Here is a 14,697-nt window from a genome sequence, read left to right as displayed (position 1 = left end):
CTTATTTCTGTTCAAGAGGTGGCCGATGGATGCTCTCGATGCTCTGCTTAATCGTGTTTCAGTGCCGCGGTTGTGCGAGCCTGCACCGGATGCCGCACAGCGCGAACTGCTGTTTCGCGCTGCATTGCGTGCACCGGATCACGGGCAGTTACGGCCGTGGCGCTTTCTTACGATCGAGGGCGCGGCGCGCGAGCATCTGGGCGAGTTGTTTGCCCAGGCCATGGCGGCCGGCGCGGGTGAAATAAGTGAGGAGGCCTTGGCCAAGGCGCGTGCCATGCCGCTGCGGGCGCCTTTGCTGGTGGTGGTGATCGCACGGGTAAAGGCCCACGCCAAGGTGCCGCCGCAGGAGCAGGTGATTGCCGCAGGTTGTGCTACCCATGCCATTTTGCTCGCCGCTCATGCCCAAGGTATAGGCGCGGTCTGGCGCACCGGTGAGCTGGCCTATAACGCGCAGGTGGCGACGGGGCTTGGCTTGGGCAGTGACGAACAAATCATCGCCTTCCTCTATCTGGGAACGGCCGAACGCGAGTTACGCAAACCCGTGCCGTTGCCTGTCGCCGATTTTGTCAGCGCTTGGCCGAGCGTCTAGCGGGCGATTCGCCGGGAGCTAGATGCCGCAGGCATTACGCCGCGGATGATCAGGGCGGCACACCTGGCGGGCTGTCGCTGCGCTCCGAGGCCGCCCTACGCGCCGCATGGAACGCCCCGAGGCTGGTGAAGTCCACGCGATCCGTAGGGCGCTACTCGCCGCAGGCAGTACGCCGGAGATTGGTCAGACGGCACCGATCTTGCGAGCTGTCGCTACGCTCCAAATGGATCGCCGCCCAAACCGCCCTGCGCGCCGAACGTAGCCGTCCTACTTGTTGTCAGTTTGCGGCTTAAGCGGCAGCAGCAGGCTGGCACTGAAGCCACCTTCTGGGTGGTTGTTCAGTACCAGTCGGCCGCCGTGGCGCTCGGCGGCGCGCCGGGCAATTGCCAGGCCGAGGCCATGTCCGGGGGTGCTTTGCCCGGGCGCTCGGAAGAAGGGCTCGCCCAGTCTGGTCAGGTATTCGGCGGCAACGCCAGGGCCGTGGTCGCGTACGCTGAGGCACAGGTCATCGGCCTGCCGCTCGACCTTGAGTTCGATCGCCTGGCCTACCGGGTTGAAGCGCAAGGCATTGCGCAGCAGGTTGTCCAGCGCCCGTTCGAGCATGTCCGGCCAGCCGTGCAGGCTCACTTCGGGTGTCAGTTTGATCTCCACCCGCTGTTGCGGGGTGTCGAGCTGTGCCTCTTCCTGCAACTTGTGCAGTAGCGCGGCAAGGTCAATTGGTTGGGCTGCGCCAGGATCGGCGTCGAGGCGGGCGAGTGCTAGAATCTCGCTGATCAGGGCTTCCAAGCGGTCGCACTCGCGCGCCAGGCGCGGCCAGAGCTTGTCCCGCTCGGCGGCGTCGGCGCGCTCGGCCAGGGCCAGTGCGATGCGCAGGCGTGCCAGTGGCGAGCGCAGTTCGTGGGAGACATCACGCAGTAACTGGCGCTGGCTGCCTATCAGCCCTTGCAGGCGCGCGCCCATGCGGTTGAAGTCGCGGGCCAGCACACCCAGTTCGTCGCGTCTGTTGGCCAGGCGGGCGAGGCTGTTCTGCTGGTAGGCGGTCTGGCCGAGGTCGTGTACGGCGCCACGCAGGCGATTCAGCGGGCGGGTGATGGACAGAGTCACCAGCAGGCTGAACAGGGTCAGTACCACCAGGGCGATGGCCAGCGCGCTGAGCGGTAAGAGCAGGCTGTCGCGTTGCCAGGCGGCCAGTGCCCGGTACGGAATACGGTAGATGAACAGGTAGGTTTCGCCGGTCTGGGGGCTGCTGTAGTCGGTAGTCAGGCGGCGCCAGGGCAGGCGTTTGTCATTCTGCTGGCGTGCCTCGAAGGCGGCGGCACGCGGAGGGAAGGTGCCGCGGACCAAGGGTTGGCCGTTGTCATCGAGCACTTGCACGTTGAGGCGCGAGGCCTCCTTGCGTTGCTCGAGAAAGGCCTGGGCAGCGGCGCTGCCGTGCTCTTCATAAAGGCTGGTCCAGGTTTCGGCCAAGCCATCCAGGGCCGGGTGCTGGCGGAGAATCCAGGCGTCCTGATTCAGCGCTCGTCCCAGCAGCATGGAAAGCCCGGCAACCAGGGCAAGGGCCAGCCAGAAGCTGGCGAAGATGCGCCAGAATAATGAACGCACAGAGGACTCCTTGGTAGCGAAAAAAACCCACCAAGCCGGAGCTTGATGGGTGGGCGTTGGGTGGTAAGCACGACTGGCCGGCGCCAGTCAGTTGCCGTTATTCGGTCTTGTTGGCTTGCTCGGCTTTCCAGGCGTTGAAGGCTGCACGCTCGGCGCGGCGCTCCTGCATTTTCTTCTGGTGCTCGTCGAAGGCCTTCTGCTGTTCGGGTTTGAGCAGGTCGCGAATGGTGCTGTGCTGCTTGTCCTTGGCGGCTTTCAGTTCATCCTGCATGGCCTTTTGCTCGGCGGCCGGCAGTTTTTCCAGATAGCGCTGGGTAATCTCGTGGCGGCTTTTCATCTGCTCGCCCATCAGTTTGCGGATTTCGCGGTGTTGCTCCTGGCTCAGGTCGAGGTCTTTGAACATCCGCGAGCCATGCCCGCCGCCGTGGCCGTAACCGTCGCCATGGTGCGGACCACCGTCGGGCATGGCCATGGCAAGCGTCGGCAGGGTCAGTGTGAGTAACAGGGCGGTGAGAGTCTTGCGCATGGTGTGTCTCCTTGTCTCGATGCCGGTCAGTTACCGGATGTGCCCAGTCTAGAGCGGTCAAGGTCAAGGGCCGTCAGGCAAGGGTAAAGCCTGAGTAAAGGCGAGCCGGACTTGGCTTTACCCAGAATCTCAGGCGCTGTAGTAGTAACCGCGGCTGCGCAAGGCGAGGATGCGCGGGCGGCCGTCCGGGTGAGGGCCGAGTTTCTTGCGCAGGTTGCTGACGTGCATGTCCAGGCTGCGGTCATACAGCGTCAGCTTGCGGCCCAGCGCCAGTTGCGCCAGTTCCTGCTTGTCCACGGGTTCGCCGGGCTGCTGCAGCAAGGCCTCGAGCAGGCGACTTTCCGACAGGGTGAGAATGACCTCGTACTCGCCAATCGTCACCACGCCACGTGCCTGGCTGAAGCACAGGTCGCCCAGTTGCAGCTGGCTGGATACGGCAGGATGCAGACTGCGGCGCAGTACGGCGCGCAAACGGGCGGTCAGTTCGCGGGGGTCGCAGGGTTTGGCCAGGTAGTCGTCGGCGCCAAGCTCCAGGCCAAGGATGCGATCCAGCGGCTCGCCACGGGCTGAGAGCATCAGCACCGGTAGCTCGGGGTGATCACTGCGCAATTGCTTGAGCAACTCCAGGCCGCTGCCGTCCGGCAGCATCACGTCGAGTACCACCGCATCGGGGGCCTGGTTGGCCAGGGCGAGACGTGCACTGTTGCCATCATGACAGGCGCTGACCTGGAAGCCTTCCTGGCTCAGCCAGCTGGCCAGCAGTTCGCACAGTTCGATGTCGTCGTCGATCAGGAGGAGAGCGCTCATGCTGGCTTCAATTTATCCATTCACGCCGCGAGCGGCGTTTGCCGCGCAGCAATCCGCCGAGAATGACGCCCAGCAGTGCTGCGCTGGCGCCGACGGCAAACCATTGTTGCCGATCATCGAGCAAAGGCTGGGGCGCAACGGCCTGGTTTTTTTTCAGTTGCAGCTTGAGGCGTTGATTTTCCTGGCGTAGGCGCTGTAATTGCACGGTTTCGCTTTCGCGGGCTTGCAGTTCCGTGCCCAACGCTTCGCGTTGTTGCTCGCTGATGGCCAGGCGCTGCTTGAGGGCGTCTATCTGCGCTTGCTCTGCCGTAGCCGCTGCGGGGAAAGCGGGCGGGGTCTGCTCGGCATGCAGGTCAATAGGCAGCAGCAACAGCGCTAATAGAAAAGACCACGGGCCTGGGCGCATCGGAACTCCTATGTCCTGATGGATTGTTGTGGGCGAGCACTGAGCAGCCGGCATGCGGATTAGGGCAGTACCAGCTTGAACGGCTTGACCAGCACCGAGGCGTAAACACCCGCAGCGCGGTAAGGGTCGGCATCGGCCCAGCCTTGGGCGGCATTGAGCGAGTCGAACTCGGCAACGATCAGGCTGCCGGAGAAGCCTGCCGAACCCGGGTCGTTACTGTCGACCGCCGGGTGCGGGCCGGCGAGTACCAGACGACCTTCGCTCTTCAACTGCTCCAGCCGAGCGAGGTGCGCGGGGCGAGCAGCCAGACGGTTTTCCAGGGAGTTTTCGACATCGGTGGCGATAATGGCGTAGAGCATTTCGATCCTTAATGGCAGGTGCGCCGGTCGGTATTAGCGCAGAAAAACAGTACGGACTGGCAAAGTCGAGCAATAGTTGTGCAGGCGGATGAAAAGTTAGCCGGTTGACAGGCCGTTGCGCGAGGTCGTAAGCGACGGCTAGACGGTCCATCACCATGCTTATTTACCGCAGGATAATTTCGCTGTTGATGCGCTTCGCTTGCCCTGTGGGCCAGCCTCAATTTGCCAGTTTATTTCAATCATCTATGAGTGATGTCAGCAAGAATTCGCCGGTGTCGGCATAATAACAAACATAAATTTCCGAGAAAGCGTTCCTTATGGATGTTGATTTACATTGCCACAGCACAGCCTCGGACGGTGCGCTTGCGCCTGCGGTGGTAGTTGCGCGGGCGTACGAGCGCGGTGTGCGGCTGCTTGCGCTGACCGATCATGACACCCTGGAAGGGCTTGAGGAGGCACGTGCCGCCGCCCAGGCGCTGGATATGCAGCTGGTCAATGGCATCGAGTTGTCCTGCACCTGGGGTGGCGCCACTATTCATGTCCTCGGTTATGCCTTCGACAGCGATGCGCCAGCATTGCTCCAGTCGATCGCCGAGTTGCATGAAGGGCGCTGGTTGCGGGCCGCAGAAATCAGTAAGCGCCTGGACAGCAAAGGCATGCCCGGCGCGCTGGACGGTGCGCGGGCCGTGCAGCAGGAGCTGGGAGATAGTGGCAACGCCCCGGCTCGGCCGCACTTCGCCGAGTTCATGGTGCGCGCCGGTTACGTCAAGGATCGCGCCGAGGCCTTCCGCAAGTGGCTTGGGTCGGGCAAGTTGGGGGACGTCAAGCAGCATTGGCCGACGTTGCAGCAGGCCGTTGCAACCTTGCAACAAGCGGGCGCCTCGATCAGCCTGGCGCACCCGTGGCAGTACGACTTTACTCGTAGTAAGCGGCGCAAGTTGATTGCCGATTTTGTCGCTGCCGGTGGCCATGCGCTGGAGGTAGTCAACGGCATGCAACCGGCAGAACAGATCGGCGGTCTGGCGATTCTGGCTCGCGAATTTGGCCTGCTGGCAAGTGCCGGCAGTGACTTTCATGCACCTGGTGACTGGTCCGAACTGGGTATGTATCGCCCTGTACCCGAGGACTTGTCGCCCCTTTGGGCGCGTTTTCAGCATGTCCGACAGCCTACTGCAATTTGAACAGGGAGCTAGCTTGAGTCAATTTTTCCAGGTTCACCCGGAAAACCCACAGCTGCGCCTGATCAAGCAGGCGGTGGAGATCATTAGAGCCGGCGGCGTGGTGGTTTATCCCACCGATTCGTCCTATGCGCTTGGTTGCCATATCGGCGACAAGAATGCGGTTGAACGTATCCGTCGCCTGCGTCAGCTGGACGACAAACACAACTTCACGCTGGTTTGTCGCGACCTGTCGCAGATCGGTCTGTTCGCCAAGGTCGATACCGGGGCCTTTCGTTTGCTGAAGAACCACACGCCAGGGCCTTACACCTTCATTCTGAATGCCACTCGCGAAGTGCCGCGCATGTTGCTGCACCCCAAGCGCCGCACCATTGGTCTGCGGGTACCCAATCACCCCATTGCCCAAGCGCTGCTCAGCGAACTCGGCGAGCCGCTGATGAGCGTCAGCCTGATTCTGCCGGGCGAGAAGCTGCCGATGAGTGATCCCTATGAAATGCGCCAATTTCTCGAACATCAGGTCGACCTGATCATCGACGGCGGTTTTGGCGGGCTGGAGGCCTCGACCGTAATCAATCTGGCGGATGACGAGCCGCAAATCATTCGCGTCGGCTGCGGTGATCCGACGCCTTTCGGCGAGGTGTGAAGGCCTCGCACGATAAGCGCTGAATTCCGCGCGCCTGCTTGTTCGCGGCTACAGAATCAGTGCCACCAGCAGCGCTACCAGCAGGATGACGACGAAGTCGCTACCGCTGAGTGCACCGCCGGCCGGCAGAGTGTCGATCTGGCGGGCCAAGGTGGCGGTTTCCGCGGGCGTCAGAGCATCCACCCGGCTCCGGGCCAGGGCCGCGGGGACCTGCAGGGTTTGCAACCGTTTTTCGACGTCGGCACGGTTGAGGAATTCACTGACTTTGTCGCGATCGGCTTGCAGCGTTTGCTCGGCAAGGATTTCGTGGGTGCCGATCAAGCCGGCCTGAGCGGTTAGCGGCGGCAGGAGCAGCGATGCTGCCAGCAGGGCGGTGGCGAAAGTGGCGGCGGGATTTTTCATGCTGTGACCCTCGACGAGTGGTCAGGATTTGCGTCAAATCTGGCACTGCTGTTGGCGCACGAATCTGCCGTCGAGTTTGCCGGGCGGCATCATTGCTTATGACCGGCCGTGAGCCTGAACGGTTCCGCGGTCGTTTTTCCCGCGGCAGCTTCTCGCCTCGCTATACTTCGCCTCTTGTTGATTCGCTTAGGTAGCCTGGTTTGAGCCTTGTTGATTCCGAACGCCGCGTGCTGTCTGGTATGCGTCCCAGTGGCCCTTTGCATATAGGCCATTATCATGGCGTGCTGAAGAACTGGATCAAGTTGCAGCACGAATACGAATGCTTTTTCTGTATCGTCGACTGGCATGCACTGACGACCAACTACCAGGATGTCGGGGCGGTCTCCCAGCATGTCATGGACATGGCGGTGGATTGGCTGGCCGCTGGGGTCAGTCCCAGTTCAGCCACTTTGTTTATCCAGTCGCAGGTGCCGGAGCACGCCGAACTGCATCTGCTGCTGTCGATGATCAGCCCGCTCAGCTGGCTGGAGCGGGTACCGTCCTACAAGGAACGGCAAGACCGGCTGCCGGGCCGGGAACTCGCTACCTATGGTTTTCTCGGATATCCGTTGCTGCAGGCGGCGGATATCCTGCTGTACCGGGCCGGGCTGGTGCCGGTCGGCGCCGATCAATTGGCACATATCGAGTTCGCGCGCGAAGTGGCCCGGCGTTTCAATCATCTCTATGGCCGTGAGCCGGGCTTCGAGCTGAAAGCCGAGGCGGCAATCCGCAAGCTCGGCAAGAAAACCGCCACGCTCTACAACAACTTGCGCAAGGCGTACCAGCAACAGGGTGATGTCGAGGCCCTGGAAACCGCCAAGGCGCTACTTAAAGAGCAACAGAGCATCACCATCGGCGACAAGGAGCGGCTGTTCGGTTACCTGGAAGGTGGCGGCAAGGTGTTGTTGCCCGAGCCGCGACCCTTGCTCAGCGATGCGCCGAAACTGCCGGGGCTGGATGGTGGGAAAATGTCCAAGTCCAGCGGTAATGCAATTTTTCTGCGTGACAGCAATGCCGAGGTCGAAGAGAAGATCAAGCGCATGCCCACGGATCCAGCGCGGGTGCGTCGGGATGATCCCGGTAATCCTGCCCACTGCCCGGTTTGGCCGCTGCACGAGATTTACACCAGCGAAGAGACGCGTGCTGCGCTTCAGCAAGGGTGCAAGAGTGCCGGTATCGGCTGCCTGGACTGCAAGGGAGCATTGATCGAGGCCGTGCAAAAAGAGCTGCAGCCCTTGCAGGCGCGTGCCGCCGATTACCAGGGCAACCCCGAGTTGCTGCGCAGTATCCTGGCCGATGGCGCCGAGCGCGCGCGCAATGAAGCACGGGAAACCTTGACCGAGGTGCGCTTGGCCCTGGGTCTGAATTACCGCTGAGTAGGGATGCCTTAAATCGATATGCACAGCCAGTCACCTGAACAGCCCGCCGACAGTCAAGCCGGCGCCCAGCAAGAGCTGCCGTTCGCTTTGGTATACGGTCGGGCGGTGACCGAGATGCCGCTGGATTTGTATATCCCGCCGGACGCGCTGGAAGTGTTTCTCGAGGCCTTCGAGGGCCCCCTGGACCTGCTGCTCTACCTGATCCGCAAACAGAACATCGATGTGCTGGATATTCCGGTGGCGGAAATCACCCGGCAGTACATGGGCTATGTCGAGTTGATGCAGTCGGTGCGCCTGGAGCTGGCCGCCGAGTACCTGGTGATGGCGGCGATGCTCGCCGAGATCAAGTCGCGCATGCTGCTGCCGCGCTCGAGCGAGGTCGCGGAGGAAGAAGACGACCCACGCGCCGAGCTGATTCGTCGTCTGCAGGAATACGAACGCTACAAAGCCGCTGCCGAAGGCCTCGATAGGCTGCCGCGGGTTGGTCGTGACCTGACGGTTCCGCGCCTGGATGCGCCGCAGGCTCAGGCGCGCAAACTGCTGCCGGAGGTCAACCTGGAGGAACTCTTGTTGTCGATGGCGCAAGTCTTGCGTCGCGCCGATATGTTCGAGAGTCACCAGGTCAGTCGTGAGACGCTGTCGACCCGCGAGCGCATGAGCGAAGTGCTGGAGCGTCTCAAGGGCGGCGCTTTCGTGCCCTTTGTCGAGCTCTTCACGGCTGAGGAGGGGCGTCTGGGTGTGGTGGTGACCTTTATGGCGGTGCTCGAACTGATCAAGGAATCGCTGGTCGAGTTGGTGCAGAATGAAGCCTTTGGGCCTATCCACGTACGTGCGCGAGCTGAATGACCATGAACCTGACCAACCCCCGCGAGCTGGCCAGCCTGCTGGAAGCCTTCTTGTTCGCCTCCGGCAAGCCGCAGTCGTTGGAGCGTCTGTTCGAACTGTTCGAGGAGGCGGAGCGCCCGGAGCCTGCGGTGTTCAAAAAAGCCCTGGAGCGGCTGCGCCAGTCCTGCGAAGGGCGTGCCTTCGAACTGGTCGAGGTGGCTTCCGGCTACCGTCTGCAAGTCCGCGAGATATACGCGCCTTGGGTCGGGCGCCTGTGGGAAGAACGTCCGCAGCGGTATTCGCGGGCCATGCTGGAGACCCTGGCGCTGATTGCCTATCGTCAACCGATTACCCGCGGCGAGATCGAGGATATTCGCGGGGTGGCGGTCAACAGCCATATCGTCAAGACCCTGCTGGAGCGCGAGTGGATCCGCGTGGTCGGTTACCGCGACGTGCCGGGCAAGCCGGCGATGCTGGCGACCACCAAGGCGTTTCTCGATCACTTCAATCTGAAGAGTCTCGATCAACTGCCGCCGCTGGCGGCCCTGCGTGAGCTGGAACCTGAGCCGGTGCTGGCCTTCGATGACGATCTCGCTGCGCCGCAAGGCCTGCAGGATCGTGCCGACCTGGCGCTCGCCGATGAACCGCAAGTGGAGGCAGGCGAGCAGACCAGCTTCAGCAGCCTGCTAGCCGAGTTGGACACCATGGAGCAGGGCTTGAAAACCGATTTCGATGATTTTTCCGCGCCGGCGCTGGACCTGGTCGAAGGCGAGGAGCTGACCGAGGTCGCCGATGAGCAGGAGCAGCCCGGTCACTGAGCATGAGCTCCATTGACCGAGGCGGACTGCGCTGCTGAAATGGTTTTGCGCTTGCCAGGTAGTGGCCAGGATGCATCCGGGCACGGCTTACGGCGCCTGTTCAGCGGATCGCCGAGGTGCCGACTGTCGTAAAGCCAGATGGCTGCTCGTCTGCCGACTACTCTCATTCCGTGCGTAGGTTGAGCGTTTCGCGTATGATCCTCGCCCCTTCGACGACTTGTTGTCGTCCATCACTAGAGATACACCGGGAGGTGCCCAGATGAGTGAATCCGAAGAATACAGTCCGGCCGGCGAAAAATTGCAGAAAGTCATGGCGCGCATGGGCCTGGCTTCACGCCGCGAAATCGAAGGCTGGATCAGCGCCGGCCGAGTCAAGGTCAATGGTGCGGTTGCCGGCCTCGGTCAGCGTGTCGACCTGCACGATGCCATCGCCATCGATGGCCGCCTGATCAAGCGCGAAGAAGCCGCCGAAAGCGTGCGCCGCGTGATCATCTATAACAAGCCAGAAGGTGAGATCTGCACCCGCGACGACCCCGAAGGTCGTCCGACCGTGTTCGACCGCCTGCCGCGGCCTAAAGAAGGGCGCTGGATCAATATCGGTCGTCTCGACATCAATACCACCGGTTTGCTGATGTTCACCACAGACGGTGAATTGGCCAATCGCTTGATGCACCCGTCCTACCAGATGGATCGTGAGTACGCGGTGCGCGTGCGTGGCGAAGTCGACGATGAAATGATCGAACGCCTGAAGGCCGGGGTGATGCTCGAGGACGGCCCGGCCAAGTTCACTGATATCAAGGTCGCACCGGGCGGTGTTGGCTTCAACCATTGGTATCACTGCGTGGTGATGGAAGGGCGTAACCGTGAAGTGCGCCGCCTGTGGGAGTCCCAGGGCTTGGTTGTCAGTCGCTTGAAGCGCGTGCGATTCGGTCCGGTATTCATCACCTCGGACCTGACCATGGGCCGCTGGCGCGAAATGAGCCAGCGCGAAGTGGATATTCTCAGCGAGGAAGTTGGCCTCAAGTCGGTCGCCTTGCCGGACATGAAAGAGAAGACCCGCGACAAGCTCGATCGCCTGCAGCGCAAGTCGGCCAAGCCGGTCGGCCGCGGCGAGCGTCCGCAGCGGACGCTGCGCCCTTCCCATGGCAGCCCAGCTGGATCCGGGCGTACTCCGCGCGCAGACAAGGGGCGTGCGGAGCAAGGTCGTCCGGCTTCGGACAAGGGGACCGCCGTGGCCGAGCGGCCGCGGGATGTCAACAAGAAGAGCCCGAACAAGCCCAAGCCTATGCGTCCAGGTGTCGAGTTGAGCGAGCGCTCTGGGCGCAAGCCAGCTACACCAGGCAAGCAGCGCAACCAGCCTGCGGGCGAAGGGCAGCGCCCAGGCTTTGGTCGTGGCCGCAAGCCGCAGTAACACGCTGAGGTAGCGCGATCTTGGCAGCGAAAAAAGGGACTCGATTGAGTCCCTTTTTTTGTCTGCTGTTCTTAGCCGGCCATGCTCAGGCGATTGCGCCCATCGCGCTTGGCTACATATAGTGCGTTATCGGCGCGGCGCAACAGGCTTTCCGCCGACTCGCCTGCCAGCAGGCTCGCGCAGCCGAGGCTGATCGACACTTCTATCGGTATTCCCTGGGCCAGGCATTGCAGTTCTTGCACGGCATGTCGTAGGCGCTCGCCGACCATGGAGGCGGCATCGCGGCAGGTTCCCGAGAGCAGTACGAGAAACTCTTCGCCGCCGTAACGGAACACCATGTCGACGTTGCGTAGCTGGCTTTTCAGTGTGGCGGCAACGTCGATCAATACCTCGTCGCCGGTGCTGTGGCCGTGGTCGTCGTTGATCCGCTTGAAATGGTCGAGGTCGAGCATCAGCAGCGAGAGCGGTTGCAGGTTGCGGCGCGCCAGATCGATCTCGCGCTGCAGAATCTGGTCCATGGCTATGCGGTTGCCGGTGTTGGTCAGCGGATCACGCAGTGCGCTCTGGACTGCCGTGCGGTAGAGCAGGGCATTGCGTAATGGGAACAGCAAGCTGGCCAGCAGGGACTCCAGTTGGCCGAGCTCCTCGTCACTGAAACGCTGCTGGCGGCGGAAAATCAGCTCGCCAAGGTACTCGCCCTCGTGACTCAGCCGGTAGCCGGCCGAGTGGCTGGCGCGTTCGCCCAATTCCAGGCGCAGGTCAGCGCTTGGCTGCTGATAGGTCAGGGCATCGAGCGGCACCAGGCTTTGCACGGCAGTGAAGAACAGTTTGAGGATGCGCTCGGCATCCAGGCTGGTCTGCAGTTGCATGCCGAGTTGCTGGCGCAGTTGCGCCAGGCTGATCGGGCGCAGGGACGGCGCGCGATTGCCGGAAAACCCCAGGCGCTGAAGCTTGGCCGTATCGAAATCGATGGTGTTGGTCTGGCTGGGAGTAATCATAAATGCTGAACCTCTGGCGCTTTGATGCCGCAACACTGGCTATAGAGCGAATTCCATGCCAGAGGGTTCAGGAAACATGAAAATTATTTGAAGTCAGTCACTTAGGGCGCATTGTCGCGGCAAATGGCCAGTATCGGCAGCGCCCTTGCCGCACCGACCGGCAAGCGGTTGCCGGTCGGTGGGTGGCTTAGCCATTTTTCTGCCGCTTGAGTCGCGGGTTGCTGGTGCTATTGGGCGTCGAATGCCTGGCCATTGACGCCGCTGCTGTCGGGGCCCATGAGGTAGAGGTAGACCGGCATTATTGCCTCGGGCAGCGGGTTGTTGGCCGGGTTTTCCCCCGGGTAAACCTGGGCACGCATATCCGTGCGGGTGGCGCCCGGGTTGATGCTGTTGGCCCGTATTGGCGCCACGCCGTCGACTTCATCGGCCAGTACCTGCATCAAGCCCTCGGTGGCGAACTTGGAGACGGCATAAGCGCCCCAGTAGGCGCGGCCTTTGCGTCCGACGCTGCTCGAGGTGAATACCACCGAGGCATCGCTGGAAAGTTTCAGCAGCGGCAGCAGGGTGCTGGTGAGCATGAAGGTGGCGTTGACGTTGACCTGCATCACGCGCATGAAATTATCGCCGGAGAGTTGCTCCAGCGGTGTGCGCGGGCCGACAATCGAGGCGTTGTGCAGCAGGCCATCAAGTTTGCCGAATTCGCGCTCGATCATCGCCGCCAGTTCGTCGAACTGGTGTGGCAGGGCGGTTTCCAGATTGAACGGGATCACCGCGGGCTGCGGGTGGCCGGCGGCCTCGATGGTGTCGTAGACCCTGTTGAGGTGTTCTTCGGTCTTACCCAGCAGCAGTACGGTCGCCCCATGGGCGGCAAAGGCCTGCGCGGCGGCTGCGCCAATCCCGCGGCCAGCACCGGTGACCAGAATCACCCGATCCTTGAGCAGGTCGGGGCGGGCAGAATATTGAAACATGGGGACTTCTCCGGAGGGCGACAAGCTTGCAGCCACAAGCTGCAAGTTGCGCGGCTGAATATTGATGTGGGCAGGTAGGGCTTCGCTCGCAAGCGGTACTCGATAACGCCCGGTCTCAGGCCTGTATGCGGTGCCCGCTTAGCAGCGACACAGTGCGCGTTCGAGTACAGTGCGCAGCTCCAGTGGGTGGTCGACTACCACGTCTGCACCCCAGTTTCTCGGGTTGTCATCCGGGTGAATATAGCCATAAGTCACCGCAGCGGTTCTGGTGCCGGCGGCGCGTCCCGACTCGATGTCGCGCAAGTCGTCGCCGACGAACAGGACGCCGGCCGGATCCAGGCCCAGCTGGCTGCAGGCCAGGGTCATCGGCTCTGGGTCGGGTTTGCTGTTGGTCACATGTTCAGGGCAGATCAGGATGGCGGAGCGTTCGGCCAGGCCGAGCTGCTGCATGATCGGTTCGGCGAAGCGTAACGGCTTGTTGGTCACCACGCCCCAGATCAGCTTGGCCTGCTCGATATCGGCGAGCAGCTCTTGGATGCCGTCGAACGGGCGGGTCAGCACTGCGCAGTGATCCTGATAGCGCTCGAGAAACTCCAGGCGCAGCGCCTCGAACTGCTCGGCCAGTGGGTCCATGGCGAAGCTCGCCGCCACCATGGCGCGTGCGCCGCCGGAAATCTGATCGCGGATCAGCTTGTCATCCACGGCCGCGAGGCCGCGCTCGGCGCGCATCGCCTGGCAGATGGCGATGAAGTCGGGGGCACTGTCGAGCAGGGTGCCATCCATATCGAAAAGAACTGCGCGCAAACGCATTGGGCGTGTCATTGGCTATTTCCCTCACTGCGCCGGAGTCTGTTTTGGCGCGAGGCAAGGCACGAGCCGTGAAGTTTGGTTGTTCCAAATGAGCGGCGAGAAACGCCGCATCGCGCCAAAACAGACCCGTAAATAACCAATGGCACGCCCTAGGCCTCCTTGAGCGTCTGGATCATGTAGTTGACGTCGACATCCGCTTGCAGCTTGTAGTGTTTGGTCAGCGGGTTGTAGGTCAGGCCAATGATGTCTTTGACTTGCAGGCCGGCATCTCGGCTCCAGGCGCCCAGTTCCGAGGGGCGGATGAACTTCTTGAAGTCATGGGTGCCGCGTGGCAGCAGGCGTAGCAGGTATTCGGCGCCGATCACCGCGAACATATAAGCCTTGGGATTGCGGTTGATGGTGGAGAAAAACACCTGGCCGCCGGGTTTGACCAGGCTGTGGCAGGCGCGGATCACCGAGGCCGGATCCGGGACGTGTTCGAGCATTTCCAGGCAGGTGACCACGTCGAACTGCTCGGGCATTTCGGCAGCCAGGTCTTCTGCGGTGATCTGTCGGTACTGCACCGAGACGCCGGATTCCAGTTGGTGCAACTGGGCCACCGCGAGGGGGGCTTCGCCCATGTCGATGCCGGTCACCTCGGCGCCGCGCTGGGCCATGGCCTCGCTGAGGATGCCGCCGCCGCAGCCGATGTCGAGCACCTTCTTGCCGGCCAGGCTGACGCGCTCTTCAATCCAGTTGACCCGCAGTGGATTGATGTCGTGCAGGGGTTTGAATTCGCTATCGCGATCCCACCAGCGGTGGGCGAGGGCTTCGAATTTGGCGATTTCGGCGTGATCGACGTTGCTCATAAATATCCCTGGGTGAAGCTGTAAAATGGCAAGCCTGGGCTGAATGTGTCCATGTTGCCAGTTTCGTAGTCTGGAGTGGGCGTCTATTG

17 protein-coding genes are annotated in these 14,697 nt (G+C 62.1%); 7 read left to right on the top strand and 10 right to left on the bottom strand.

The genetic code is table 11. From position 1 onward, the window contains the following. Positions 1-25 precede the first annotated feature (25 nt). Positions 26-589, top strand: a complete 564-nt coding sequence (locus PH586_RS05070; RefSeq protein ID WP_271346688.1) for a nitroreductase family protein — start codon at positions 26-28, stop codon at positions 587-589. 267 nt (positions 590-856) lie between these two features. Here PH586_RS05070 and PH586_RS05065 read toward each other — a convergent pair whose 3' ends face one another. The 5 genes from PH586_RS05065 to PH586_RS05045 form a co-directional block, all read right to left on the bottom strand. Next, positions 857-2,191, bottom strand: a complete 1,335-nt coding sequence (locus tag PH586_RS05065) for a sensor histidine kinase (RefSeq protein ID WP_271346687.1) — start codon at positions 2,189-2,191, stop codon at positions 857-859. 97 nt (positions 2,192-2,288) lie between these two features. Then, complete coding sequence (locus PH586_RS05060; protein ID WP_271346685.1) at positions 2,289-2,717, bottom strand: Spy/CpxP family protein refolding chaperone; 429 nt, start codon at positions 2,715-2,717, stop codon at positions 2,289-2,291. Positions 2,718-2,846: 129 nt separating this feature from the next. Then, on the bottom strand, positions 2,847-3,524 hold the full coding sequence (locus PH586_RS05055) for a response regulator transcription factor (RefSeq protein WP_271346684.1): 678 nt from the start codon (positions 3,522-3,524) through the stop codon (positions 2,847-2,849). Between the two features lie 7 nt (positions 3,525-3,531). Beyond that, the gene (locus PH586_RS05050; protein ID WP_271346683.1) at positions 3,532-3,930 is read right to left on the bottom strand and encodes a translation initiation factor 2; all 399 of its coding nucleotides are present in this window, start codon (positions 3,928-3,930) and stop codon (positions 3,532-3,534) included. Between the two features lie 59 nt (positions 3,931-3,989). Then, positions 3,990-4,289: a YciI family protein gene (locus PH586_RS05045; protein ID WP_271346682.1), complete on the bottom strand. Its 300-nt coding sequence runs from the start codon at positions 4,287-4,289 to the stop codon at positions 3,990-3,992. A 317-nt stretch (positions 4,290-4,606) separates the two neighbouring features. Between PH586_RS05045 and PH586_RS05040 the strand changes: the two genes are divergently transcribed. Both PH586_RS05040 and PH586_RS05035 read left to right on the top strand, forming a co-directional pair. Then, complete coding sequence (locus tag PH586_RS05040; RefSeq protein ID WP_271346681.1) at positions 4,607-5,470, top strand: PHP domain-containing protein; 864 nt, start codon at positions 4,607-4,609, stop codon at positions 5,468-5,470. Between the two features lie 13 nt (positions 5,471-5,483). Then, a complete protein-coding gene (locus PH586_RS05035; RefSeq protein WP_271346680.1) occupies positions 5,484-6,110 on the top strand; it encodes an L-threonylcarbamoyladenylate synthase in 627 nt (208 codons plus the stop codon). 48 nt (positions 6,111-6,158) lie between these two features. Here the strand turns inward: PH586_RS05035 and PH586_RS05030 are convergent, their stop codons facing one another. After that, positions 6,159-6,512: a PA2779 family protein gene (locus tag PH586_RS05030; RefSeq protein ID WP_271346679.1), complete on the bottom strand. Its 354-nt coding sequence runs from the start codon at positions 6,510-6,512 to the stop codon at positions 6,159-6,161. A 200-nt stretch (positions 6,513-6,712) separates the two neighbouring features. On the opposite strand from PH586_RS05030, the gene PH586_RS05025 reads away from it, so the two are divergent. The 4 genes from PH586_RS05025 (at position 6,713) to rluB (ending at position 10,984) form a co-directional block, all read left to right on the top strand. Further along, positions 6,713-7,927: a tryptophan--tRNA ligase gene (locus PH586_RS05025; protein ID WP_271346678.1), complete on the top strand. Its 1,215-nt coding sequence runs from the start codon at positions 6,713-6,715 to the stop codon at positions 7,925-7,927. Positions 7,928-8,077: 150 nt separating this feature from the next. Beyond that, positions 8,078-8,776: a segregation and condensation protein A gene (locus tag PH586_RS05020; RefSeq protein WP_271347052.1), complete on the top strand. Its 699-nt coding sequence runs from the start codon at positions 8,078-8,080 to the stop codon at positions 8,774-8,776. A gap of 2 nt (positions 8,777-8,778) precedes the next feature. Beyond that, positions 8,779-9,573: an SMC-Scp complex subunit ScpB gene (gene scpB / locus PH586_RS05015; RefSeq protein ID WP_271346677.1), complete on the top strand. Its 795-nt coding sequence runs from the start codon at positions 8,779-8,781 to the stop codon at positions 9,571-9,573. A 259-nt stretch (positions 9,574-9,832) separates the two neighbouring features. Then, positions 9,833-10,984, top strand: coding sequence for a 23S rRNA pseudouridine(2605) synthase RluB (rluB, locus tag PH586_RS05010; protein ID WP_271346676.1), 1,152 nt, complete (start codon positions 9,833-9,835; stop codon positions 10,982-10,984). Positions 10,985-11,055: 71 nt separating this feature from the next. Here rluB and PH586_RS05005 read toward each other — a convergent pair whose 3' ends face one another. The 4 genes from PH586_RS05005 to ubiG all read right to left on the bottom strand — a co-directional run bounded on the left by PH586_RS05005 (position 11,056) and on the right by ubiG (position 14,608). Further along, complete coding sequence (locus tag PH586_RS05005; protein WP_271346675.1) at positions 11,056-11,982, bottom strand: GGDEF domain-containing protein; 927 nt, start codon at positions 11,980-11,982, stop codon at positions 11,056-11,058. Positions 11,983-12,209: 227 nt separating this feature from the next. Beyond that, the gene (locus PH586_RS05000; protein WP_271346674.1) at positions 12,210-12,950 is read right to left on the bottom strand and encodes a YciK family oxidoreductase; all 741 of its coding nucleotides are present in this window, start codon (positions 12,948-12,950) and stop codon (positions 12,210-12,212) included. Positions 12,951-13,088: 138 nt separating this feature from the next. Next, complete coding sequence (gene mupP, locus PH586_RS04995; protein ID WP_271347051.1) at positions 13,089-13,760, bottom strand: N-acetylmuramic acid 6-phosphate phosphatase MupP; 672 nt, start codon at positions 13,758-13,760, stop codon at positions 13,089-13,091. 149 nt (positions 13,761-13,909) lie between these two features. Beyond that, positions 13,910-14,608, bottom strand: coding sequence for a bifunctional 2-polyprenyl-6-hydroxyphenol methylase/3-demethylubiquinol 3-O-methyltransferase UbiG (gene ubiG / locus PH586_RS04990; protein ID WP_271346673.1), 699 nt, complete (start codon positions 14,606-14,608; stop codon positions 13,910-13,912). Positions 14,609-14,697: the final 89 nt, after the last annotated feature.

Origin of the sequence: Pseudomonas aestuarii, assembly GCF_027988105.1 — a bacterium.
Taxonomy (GTDB): domain Bacteria; phylum Pseudomonadota; class Gammaproteobacteria; order Pseudomonadales; family Pseudomonadaceae; genus Aquipseudomonas; species Aquipseudomonas aestuarii.
Note: the sequence above shows the minus strand (reverse complement) of the source record. Positions and strands in the feature narration are given on the sequence as shown.

Coding starts and splice junctions, on each gene's coding strand:
- rluB (WP_271346676.1), top strand. CDS start 9,833: ATGAGTGAATCCGAAGAATACAGTCCGGCCGGCGAAAAATTGCAGAAA.
- PH586_RS05060 (WP_271346685.1), bottom strand. CDS start 2,717: ATGCGCAAGACTCTCACCGCCCTGTTACTCACACTGACCCTGCCGACG.
- ubiG (WP_271346673.1), bottom strand. CDS start 14,608: ATGAGCAACGTCGATCACGCCGAAATCGCCAAATTCGAAGCCCTCGCC.
- mupP (WP_271347051.1), bottom strand. CDS start 13,760: ATGCGTTTGCGCGCAGTTCTTTTCGATATGGATGGCACCCTGCTCGAC.
- PH586_RS05005 (WP_271346675.1), bottom strand. CDS start 11,982: ATGATTACTCCCAGCCAGACCAACACCATCGATTTCGATACGGCCAAG.
- PH586_RS05045 (WP_271346682.1), bottom strand. CDS start 4,289: ATGCTCTACGCCATTATCGCCACCGATGTCGAAAACTCCCTGGAAAAC.
- PH586_RS05070 (WP_271346688.1), top strand. CDS start 26: ATGGATGCTCTCGATGCTCTGCTTAATCGTGTTTCAGTGCCGCGGTTG.
- PH586_RS05050 (WP_271346683.1), bottom strand. CDS start 3,930: ATGCGCCCAGGCCCGTGGTCTTTTCTATTAGCGCTGTTGCTGCTGCCT.
- PH586_RS05030 (WP_271346679.1), bottom strand. CDS start 6,512: ATGAAAAATCCCGCCGCCACTTTCGCCACCGCCCTGCTGGCAGCATCG.
- PH586_RS05055 (WP_271346684.1), bottom strand. CDS start 3,524: ATGAGCGCTCTCCTCCTGATCGACGACGACATCGAACTGTGCGAACTG.
- scpB (WP_271346677.1), top strand. CDS start 8,779: ATGAACCTGACCAACCCCCGCGAGCTGGCCAGCCTGCTGGAAGCCTTC.
- PH586_RS05000 (WP_271346674.1), bottom strand. CDS start 12,950: ATGTTTCAATATTCTGCCCGCCCCGACCTGCTCAAGGATCGGGTGATT.
- PH586_RS05040 (WP_271346681.1), top strand. CDS start 4,607: ATGGATGTTGATTTACATTGCCACAGCACAGCCTCGGACGGTGCGCTT.